We start from the raw sequence: 9,083 nt of genomic DNA, 5'->3' as shown, positions 1-9,083 counted from the left end.
GGAAGCTCCAGCGGAGGCAGCTCCAGCGGCGGTTCTGGCGATGGTGGAAGCTCCAGCGGAGGCAGCTCCAGCGGCGGTTCTGGCGATGGTGGAAGCTCCAGCGGAGGCAGCTCCAGCGGCGGGTCCGGCGATGGCGGTGGCAGCTCGAGTGGCGGTAGCTCCAGCGGTGGGTCCGGCGATGGTGGTGGCAGCTCAAGCGGCGGTAGCTCCAGCGGTGGATCTGGTGACGGCGGCTCTGGTGGTGGCGACGGCGGTGACGGCGGCGGCTCCGGCGATGGCGGCTCGGGCGGTGGCGACGGCGGTGACGGCGGCGGCTCGGGTGATGGCGGCTCGGGCGGCGGCGACGGTGGCAGCTCAAGCGGCGGCAACGGTAACGGCGGCGGCAACGGTAACGGCGGCGGCAACGGTAACGGCGGCGGCAACGGTAACGGCGGCGGCGTTAACGGTAATAATGGCGGTGGAAATGGATCGGAAGGCGCAAGCCCTGGTCAGGGCAACAACGCCAACAACGACGAGGACTAACCGCCTTTGGGCGTGATGCCACGTTTCAATGGCAATCTGGCATACAAATGACAAAGGGCGATGAATTCATCGCCCTTTTTTGCTGGAGGCTCCAAGAAACTTAAATTCTCTGTTGCTTCTCAGCTCCGCCCGTAGATCCCCACCCAACGCTGGGGTTGTTTCGGGTCCTGCATCCGCAGGAACAAATAGCGTGTGGCCGACCAGGGTTTGATCCGATTGGTCAGGTTGTCCAGTACGAGATCACCCTGATTGGAGCGGTAAACCAGAACCGCGTGAGGTCCGCGACGGGTGTCCAGGACGGTCGCCAGCAAAAGCTTGTTGGGATCAATTCCAGCCTTGATCAGGTCACGCTTTTTCAGCAGCGCGAAATCCTCGCAATCACCGCCGCGCGATGTTGGCAGGGCCCAACGCTCCCGCGTCTTGTACTGCACCTGATCCGTGACCTCACGCGTTGTCGCATTGACCTGGGCATTAATTTGCTTGACCAGTCGCAGCTCCTGATGGCTGGGCAGCGAAACCGATTTCTTGTTCGCACAGGCCCACGCATACTGTCGGCACAGTGTCCGTGCGCCCGACGGCGGTGGCGAAGCCGAAAATCCCGAAATGAAAGCTGTCTCTGAAGCGCTGGCTTGTCCTGTCGTAAGAACGGCACCGCCGATCACTCCCAACACACCCAGAGCCAATGTGGCCTTTCTGGCTGCGCGACTTGCCACTGCGTTGAACCTGTCCAAAACCCGATTCATGCCTGTCCCTCGATCCCATACGTTCGACTGACTGCCGCTTCTGAGGACCATATTCTGCTTTTGGAAACTATCCGTTAACAGACTGGCTCTGGCAATCCTCGGTCAGGTTGTCGGCAAAAAACGGCGGAAATTCGTAACTCAATATGACCTTTTCTGCGCAAGAAAATGGCGAAGCCTGACACAATTAGAGGTAGAGCGTCATAATTTCACCGCCACAAAAAGGCTCAACCAATTGAAAACATGAGGAAATTCTATTGCGGGACGTGATCGCCGGAACAATTTTGGCCCAATTCCCGGATCGGCGTCGCAGCTTTGTCTGACGTTGCGTCATCCAAAGCGGGTTCCGGAGCCGATCCAAAACCGGCTCCGGTTGATTCTCACTCGGTCGTTTCGACGACCAGCAATTCGCGCTCGCTTGCGCCCCGGGCGTGGCTCAGGGCTTCTTGGTATTCAGCCGAGTTGTAACAGGCGACGGCGGCTTCAACCGACGGGAACTTGGCCACGACATTGCGGGGCCGCTCTTTGCCTTCCAGTTGGACGTAGCGTCCTGCACGGGCAATGAACGTGCCCCCGTGTTTGGAAATGGCCGGGCCGGCAAGCTCGGCGTATTTGCCATAAGCTTCGGCATCAGTAACCGTGGCATGTGCTATCCAGAGTGCTGGCATCTTATCCTCCCAAAACCTCTTCCGCGGCCTTGATGGCCGCCGCGGCGTTGGCGGCGTCGCGACCACCGCCCTGCGCCATGTCGGGACGCCCGCCGCCGCCCTTGCCGCCCAGTTCCTGCACCGCAGCCTTGACCAGATCGACGGCCGATATCGACTGCGTCAGGTCACTTGTGACACCGGCGGCGACTGCAGCCTTGCCCCCCGTGTCGGCGATCAGAAGAACGGCGCCCGATCCCAGCCGCGCTTTGTGCTCATCAATGAGGGCCGGCAGATCCTTGCCCGACACACCATTCAGAGCCTGTGCCAAGAACTTGACGCCATTGATCTCTTTGGCCTCAGCGCCGCCGCCTTGACCGGCTCCACCGGCCATCGCCAGATCGCGGCGCAACTGCGCCACTTCGTTCTGCAAGGATTTGCGCTCGTCCAGCAGAGCTTTGATGCGATCAACGACATCATCCGGCTGCGCCTTCAACTCGGCAGCAATCTGGCCAAGGCGCCGATCCTGCTCGGTCAAATACCGCAATGCAGCGTCCCCGGTCAGAGCCTCGATCCGCCGCACACCCGCGCTGCTTGCGCCGTCACCCAGAATGACAAAGGTCCCGATATCACCAGTCTGGCGCACATGCGTGCCACCACACAGTTCGATCGACCAGGTTTGGCCGTCATGGCCCTTGCCGGTCTGAGCCTTGCCCATCGAGACGACCCGGACTTCGTCGCCGTATTTTTCGCCGAACAACGCCTGTGCCCCCAAGGCGCGGGCATCGTCCGGGGTCATGATACGGGTTTCGACCGTCGAGTTCTGACGGATGAACTCATTCACTTCGCGTTCAACGGTCTGCAACTCAGCCGGTGTCAGCGCCTTGGCGTGGCTGAAATCAAACCGCAGACGGTCGGCAGCATTCAACGATCCGCGCTGTGCAACATGATCGCCAAGCGTTTCGCGCAGCGCTTCGTGCAGCAGGTGCGTTGCCGAGTGGTTCGCTCGAATGGCCGAGCGCCGGCCGTGATCGACTTCGAGTTCGACGGCATCACCTTTGGCTACCGCACCGCTGTCCACGACGATCTTGTGTGCATAGACCTTGCCATCGGCAAACTTCCGGGTATCTTCGACCGTCGCGCTCTGGGTGCGATCTTCAAGACGGCGGATGCTGCCGGAGTCACCGACCTGGCCACCAGCCTCGCCGTAGAAGGGAGTCTGATTTACGACCACCCAGCCGGATCCACCCTGCTCGATACGGTCCACAAGGTCACCGTCGACCACCAGGGCCATAACCTGGCCCTCAGCCATTTCGGTTTCGTAACCCAAGAAATCGGTCGCACCGCTTGCGTCCAGTATGTCGAACCAGACCGCCTGATCTGCTGCTTCGCCCGAACCTGCCCAGGCGGCGCGTGCCTTAGCCTTCTGCTCAGCCATGGCAGTGTCGAACCCATCGGTATCAACCGTCCGGCCTTTTTCGCGCAGGGCATCCTGTGTCAGGTCAAGCGGGAAGCCATAGGTGTCATACAGCTTGAAGGCGGCATCCCCGGGCAGCGGCGCCCCGTCCGGCAGGCCCGCCACTTCGTCATCCAGCAGTTTGAGGCCCCGGTCCAACGTCTGCTTGAACCGGGTTTCCTCCAACAACAACGTCTCTTCGATCAGAGCCTGAGCACGACCCAGTTCGGAATACTGCGCGCCCATCAATTGAACCAGTGTCGGAACAAGCTTGTGCATGACCGGATCCTTGGCGCCCAGAAGATGCGCGTGGCGCATGGCCCGGCGCATGATCCGGCGCAGGACATATCCGCGACCATCATTCGAAGGCATGACCCCGTCAGCAATCAGGAAAGAGGTCGACCGCAAGTGGTCGGCAATCACCCGATGGTGCACATTCTGATCGCCATAGGGGTCCACATGCGTGACTTCGGCTGAGGCCTCGATCAGTGTCTTGAACAGGTCGGTGTCATAGTTGTCATGGCTGCCCTGCAGCAACGCGCCGATCCGTTCCAGCCCCATGCCTGTATCGATCGACTGCATGTCCAGTTCGCGCATCGAGCCGTCGTCGAACTGCTCGTTCTGCATGAAAACGATGTTCCATATCTCGATAAACCGGTCACCGTCTTCCTCGGCCGATCCCGGAGGCCCGCCCCAAATGTGGTCGCCATGATCATAGAAGATCTCGGTACAGGGGCCGCAGGGGCCGGTTGGGCCCATCTGCCAAAAATTGTCGCTGGTGGCGATGCGGATGATCCGGTCTTCGGGAACGCCGACTTTCTTCCAGATCTCAAACGCCTCGTCATCGGTATGATAGACGGTCGTCAGCAGACGGTTCTTGTCGATCCCGAACTCTTTGGTGATCAGCTCCCAAGCGAACGGAATCGCTTCTGATTTGAAATAGTCGCCAAACGAGAAGTTGCCCAGCATCTCGAAGAACGTGTGGTGGCGGGCCGTGTAGCCGACATTGTCCAGGTCGTTGTGCTTGCCGCCGGCGCGCACGCATTTCTGCGCCGTAGTGGCACGTGTGTAGTCGCGTGTCTCAAGGCCAGTGAACAGGTTCTTGAACTGTACCATGCCCGAGTTGACGAACATTAGGGTCGGGTCGTTGCGCGGCACAAGCGGGCTCGACGCGACCACTTCGTGCCCTTGTTTGGCAAAGTAGTTCAGAAAGGTTGAGCGGATATCGTTCAGCGTGGGCATTGGGCTCTCTCAGCGCGCATTCATGATCTATCGCGACGGTTTAGCCCCCTGCCCGCCGATAGTCCACAGGATTGCTGCACCGCAAACGAAACAAGGTGAACCCGAAGGCTCACCTTGGCAGTTTTCACTCGAATCTTCCGATCAGGCTTCGAGGATATCATCCTCGTCCGCCGCGGGCGGCATGTCGAACTCCAGCCCGTGCGCGGCGCGGATCTTGTCCTCGATTTCCAGCGCAACCCGACTGTTGTCCCGCAGGTATTGCTTGGCGTTCTCGCGCCCCTGCCCAATCCGCTCATCCCCATAGCTGAACCACGAGCCGGACTTTTCGACCACTCCGGCCTTGACTCCAAGATCCAGCAGTTCGCCCATCTTGCTGATGCCTTCGCCATACATGATGTCGAATTCGACCTGCTTGAACGGCGGGGCCACCTTGTTTTTCACCACCTTCACGCGGGTCTGGTTGCCGACCACCTCGTCGCGGTCCTTGATCGCGCCGATGCGGCGGATGTCCAGGCGGACCGAGCTGTAGAATTTCAGGGCGTTGCCCCCGGTCGTGGTTTCCGGGCTGCCGAACATGACGCCGATCTTCATGCGGATCTGGTTGATGAAGATCACCATGCAGTTGCTGCGGGCGATCGAGCCGGTCAGTTTGCGCATCGCCTGGCTCATCAGCCGGGCCTGCACACCCACGCTGCTGTCACCCATGTCGCCTTCCAGCTCGGATTTCGGCGTCAGCGCCGCCACCGAGTCCACCACGACCATGTTGACCGCCCCGGAACGCACCAGCGTATCGGTGATTTCCAGCGCCTGTTCACCCGTATCGGGCTGCGAGATCAGCAGTTCGTCCAGATCCACCCCCAGCTTGCGGGCGTATTGCGGGTCCAGCGCGTGTTCCGCATCGACGAATGCACAGACGCCGCCGCGTTTCTGCTGCTCGGCGATACAATGCAGAGTCAGGGTCGTCTTGCCCGAGCTTTCCGGGCCGTAAATTTCGACAATCCGACCCATCGGAAGTCCGCCGATGCCAAGGGCGATATCCAGCCCGAGTGAACCGGTCGAACTGGCTTCGATCTCCTGCCGGGCGCCATCGCCCAGTTTCATGATCGAGCCCTTGCCGAACTGCCGCTCGATCTGCGCCAACGCGCTGTCCAGCGCCTTTTGCTTGTCGGGGTTTTTCTTGTCGTTCATTGTCAGAAGATCCGCCATTGTCCTGTCGCCTTCCCTTTTGTCACACCCATCACCGGGCGGCAATCGCTGCTTTGTTCGCCTCTTGTTCCTTATGAGATCAAAAGAAGAACATTTCAACAAAAACTTTCATTCCTTACCTTTGGATGAAGAGGTTAAAGAGTCGTTTATTCTGATCTCGAAACTGCTCAATCATGCCCAAGGCTCTGTCTTTGCGATGAAATTTAACTTGAACAGGCTGGTGATTTTGTGCGGAAGCAATTGACCTCGGCCGCCGGGGCGGACAATCATGCGGCACGACAGCCTTCGGCGCAGGAAAGACATGAAATGCTGATCTTCTTCAAGGAACGCCTTGCGCTTCTGTCGCTGCCCAAAACCGGAAGCACCGCCTATCAGGTCGCGTTGCGGGACCGCGCAGATATCGTGGTGTCGGGTCCACCGGATCTGAAACATGCGCCGGTGCGTCGCTATGACCGTTTCTTCCAAAACATTTTCCGCAAGATGTACGACACGGAAATGGAAATCATGGCCGTAGTCCGCGAACCCGTCGATTGGCTGGGCAGCTGGTACCGGTACAGGACGCGCACCGAATTGACAGGCCACCCGCATTCGACCGCCGGCATGTCTTTCGACATGTTTGTTCAGGCCTATATGCAATCGCCCCGTCCCGGGTTTGCCGATGTCGGAAGCCAAACTGAATTCTTCCGGACCCGAAGCAACGGCGCCGGCGCTTCGCATATCTTTCGCTACGAACACCAGGACGAGATTCTGGACTTCCTTCAAGATCGACTGAACTCTCGGATCAGTCTGACCCGCGAAAACGTATCGCCCAAACGGGAACTGACACTTTCGGACCAGACATTGGATGCATTCCGCAAGGCTCATGCCGCCGAGTTTCGTCTGCATCAGCAGGCGCGTTAGTTGAGGTGCTGAAACACCGCCTCGGTCAATTGTGTCAGTGAAAAGGGCTTGGGCAGGAAAGTCGAGTTTCTGATCTCCGGCCCAGCGTCTCCAAACGCGCCTTCGGTATAGCCTGACATGAAGACCACCCGCACATCGGGCCGGCTTTCCAGCGCCTTGGCAACCCAGGTTGGACCATCCATTCCGGGCATGACCACGTCCGTGACGAAGACGTCGACGTGCAGGTTCTGATCCTCGAGAATGCGCAACGCGTCCTCGGCCGAGCCCGCCTCAAAGACGGTATAGCCCTTGAGGCGCAAGGCACGAGTGGCAAAGGCGCGTACCGGTGCTTCGTCCTCGACCAACAAAACGACACCTTCGCCTTGATGCGCATTCGGCTCGGGTTGCGCCAACGGTTCGATCGCGACCTCGGGGTCCCGTGCCAAGCAGACCGGCAGGATGACGTTGAACTCGGTCCCACGCCCTTCGGTGCTGTCCACAAAGATGAAGCCGCCGGTTTGCTTGACGATGCCATAGACCGTCGACAAACCCAGCCCGGTCCCCTCGCCTGTCCGTTTGGTCGTGTAGAAGGGTTCGAAAATCTTCTGCAGCTTGTCTGACGGAATACCGACGCCACTGTCGATGACCTTGACCGAAACATATTCACCCGCCGGAACGGTCGCCCTGTCCCGCATCAGCGGCTCGGTCAAAGAAAACACCTCGGTTTCGATACGGATCTCTCCGCCGTCGGGCATCGCATCGCGCGCGTTCACAACCAGATTCATGACGACCTGTTCCAACTGCCTCTTGTCTGCGCGAACGGGCTTGAGAACCGGATCATGACTGAGGATCAGCTTGACCTTCTCGCCTACAAGGCGGTTCAACAAGTGGATCAGGTCGGAAATGGTATCGCGCAGATCCAGCACTTCGGGCCGCAGGGTTTGTTTACGGGAAAAGGCCAGCAACTGGCTGACCAACGCAGCGGCCCGGTTGGCGTTCTGATTTATCTGGACGAGATCACCGTAGTTCGGATCACTTTGATCATGGCGCAGCAGCAGCAGGTCGCAATGTCCGGAAATGGCGGTCAGCAGATTGTTGAAATCATGCGCAACACCGCCCGCCAGCTGCCCGACCGCCTGCATCTTTTGCCCTTGGACGAACTGAGCCTCCAACGTCTTGAGTTCGGTCGCGTCGTTCAACACGGCAACCAGGCGCACCTCACCGTTCTTGACGATGCGGGTCAAGGTCAGTTGAACGAAGACCTCTCGGTCCTTTCCACCCAGTCGCAGGAATTCGGAACGTGGTGGTCCATCGCACGCGGCGACCTGAAGCAGCCAGTCTCGCAAAGGGTGTCCCAATCCGCTCAGGATCGTGTCGATATTGGTCTGACCCAACTCAACATCACCGATCAGCTTGCGCGCCAATCGATTGGCATCCAGAATCTCTCCACCCGGAGCAAGGTGCATCATGGGTACCGGGACGTCGGCGAAAGTCGTGGTCCACTGATCTGCAGGCGCGTCGTCAAGCACGACCAGCCCGATATCCCGGCCCGCACTGGTTTTTTGAACCTCGCACACGAATACCCGCCGCGAACCTTCTTGAGCAGGCAGGCGTAGAACCGTTTCACCGGATATGACCTCCGGCGTCAGAGCCTCGGCCGCGCCCACCTCGCTGCCTTGGAGCATCGCCTCGGCCGCGGCATTCATGTTCAGGACCACGTCATTTCGCCCGAGCGTCACGATTGGAAGCGAAGCATACGCCCAGGGTTGCCGACCCGAGGCCTTGATCCGCCACAGGTACAGATCATCGCCGAGGTCGATCGCCAGAACTGGAATTGTCGTGCCCTTTGTCACGATGTCTTCTGCCGCGCGCCCTTCGACCTGCGCCAATGACTGCATCCGAACCAGTATTGCCGCAGGATTGGCGAAAACGGACCGCAGACACATGTCCAGCCTTGCGCCTGTTGAGGCGTTGAACCTGTCCCGCGCTGCGGAATTCACGATCAGGAGCCGCCCGTTGGCATCCGTGATGAAACCCGGGGCGGGCTCTTTTTCCAGAAACGACGTGAGAATGGCTTGCGCCTGTTTGTCGACGCGGTAAGAGAACCATCCGCGCAACAGAACAAACGCGCCAACGGCCAGAAAAGACCCGCCAACCGTCAGCAGTCCCGACACCAACTGGGGTGAAATCGGAAAGAGCTGGGCGAGAATGACCAACAAGAGCGCGACACCGACCAGAGAGATGGCCCTCGACCAACTCGGAAAATGTCGCCCGGTCAAGCTTGGCGTAAATTGAGCGACTTCGGTCATCAACAACTCGATTCAAAATCAATCCACGGCATATCGTGGCACAAAGGGTTAATATCCGCTTAAGGAATCCGGCGAATATTCTCCT

At 59.3% G+C, this 9,083-nt stretch carries 7 protein-coding genes; 2 read left to right on the top strand and 5 right to left on the bottom strand.

Going from position 1 to position 9,083, the window contains the following annotated elements; genetic code table 11:
- The first annotated feature begins 148 nt into the window (after positions 1 to 148).
- The gene (locus tag AC2FNL_RS09520) at positions 149 to 538 is read left to right on the top strand and encodes a hypothetical protein (protein ID WP_496833296.1); all 390 of its coding nucleotides are present in this window, start codon (positions 149 to 151) and stop codon (positions 536 to 538) included.
- A gap of 103 nt (positions 539 to 641) precedes the next feature.
- Here AC2FNL_RS09520 and AC2FNL_RS09515 read toward each other — a convergent pair whose 3' ends face one another.
- The 4 genes from AC2FNL_RS09515 to recA all read right to left on the bottom strand — a co-directional run bounded on the left by AC2FNL_RS09515 (position 642) and on the right by recA (position 5,810).
- Positions 642 to 1,265 carry a transglutaminase-like cysteine peptidase gene (locus tag AC2FNL_RS09515; protein WP_170338554.1) on the bottom strand — a complete coding sequence of 208 codons (624 nt, stop codon included), beginning with the start codon at positions 1,263 to 1,265 and terminating at the stop codon, positions 642 to 644.
- A 377-nt stretch (positions 1,266 to 1,642) separates the two neighbouring features.
- Positions 1,643 to 1,930, bottom strand: coding sequence for a DUF1330 domain-containing protein (locus tag AC2FNL_RS09510; protein WP_496833295.1), 288 nt, complete (start codon positions 1,928 to 1,930; stop codon positions 1,643 to 1,645).
- A gap of 1 nt (position 1,931) precedes the next feature.
- Positions 1,932 to 4,604, bottom strand: a complete 2,673-nt coding sequence (gene alaS, locus AC2FNL_RS09505; RefSeq protein ID WP_496833294.1) for an alanine--tRNA ligase — start codon at positions 4,602 to 4,604, stop codon at positions 1,932 to 1,934.
- A gap of 141 nt (positions 4,605 to 4,745) precedes the next feature.
- On the bottom strand, positions 4,746 to 5,810 hold the full coding sequence (gene recA / locus AC2FNL_RS09500; RefSeq protein WP_093962106.1) for a recombinase RecA: 1,065 nt from the start codon (positions 5,808 to 5,810) through the stop codon (positions 4,746 to 4,748).
- Positions 5,811 to 6,116: 306 nt separating this feature from the next.
- On the opposite strand from recA, the gene AC2FNL_RS09495 reads away from it, so the two are divergent.
- Positions 6,117 to 6,710, top strand: coding sequence for a gamma-glutamyl kinase (locus AC2FNL_RS09495; RefSeq protein WP_496833292.1), 594 nt, complete (start codon positions 6,117 to 6,119; stop codon positions 6,708 to 6,710).
- Here the strand turns inward: AC2FNL_RS09495 and AC2FNL_RS09490 are convergent.
- Positions 6,707 to 8,998, bottom strand: coding sequence for an ATP-binding protein (locus AC2FNL_RS09490; RefSeq protein WP_496833290.1), 2,292 nt, complete (start codon positions 8,996 to 8,998; stop codon positions 6,707 to 6,709). The two genes, AC2FNL_RS09495 and AC2FNL_RS09490, sit on opposite strands and share 4 nt — an antisense overlap.
- Positions 8,999 to 9,083 lie beyond the last annotated feature (85 nt).

The organism is Ruegeria sp. CRTD044, assembly GCF_059613485.1.
The sequence above is the reverse complement of the archived record's forward strand: the minus strand, read 5'-3'. Positions and strand labels throughout refer to the sequence as shown.

Coding starts and splice junctions, on each gene's coding strand:
- AC2FNL_RS09515 (WP_170338554.1), bottom strand. CDS start 1,265: ATGAATCGGGTTTTGGACAGGTTCAACGCAGTGGCAAGTCGCGCAGCC.
- recA (WP_093962106.1), bottom strand. CDS start 5,810: ATGGCGGATCTTCTGACAATGAACGACAAGAAAAACCCCGACAAGCAA.
- AC2FNL_RS09495 (WP_496833292.1), top strand. CDS start 6,117: ATGCTGATCTTCTTCAAGGAACGCCTTGCGCTTCTGTCGCTGCCCAAA.
- alaS (WP_496833294.1), bottom strand. CDS start 4,604: ATGCCCACGCTGAACGATATCCGCTCAACCTTTCTGAACTACTTTGCC.
- AC2FNL_RS09490 (WP_496833290.1), bottom strand. CDS start 8,998: ATGACCGAAGTCGCTCAATTTACGCCAAGCTTGACCGGGCGACATTTT.
- AC2FNL_RS09510 (WP_496833295.1), bottom strand. CDS start 1,930: ATGCCAGCACTCTGGATAGCACATGCCACGGTTACTGATGCCGAAGCT.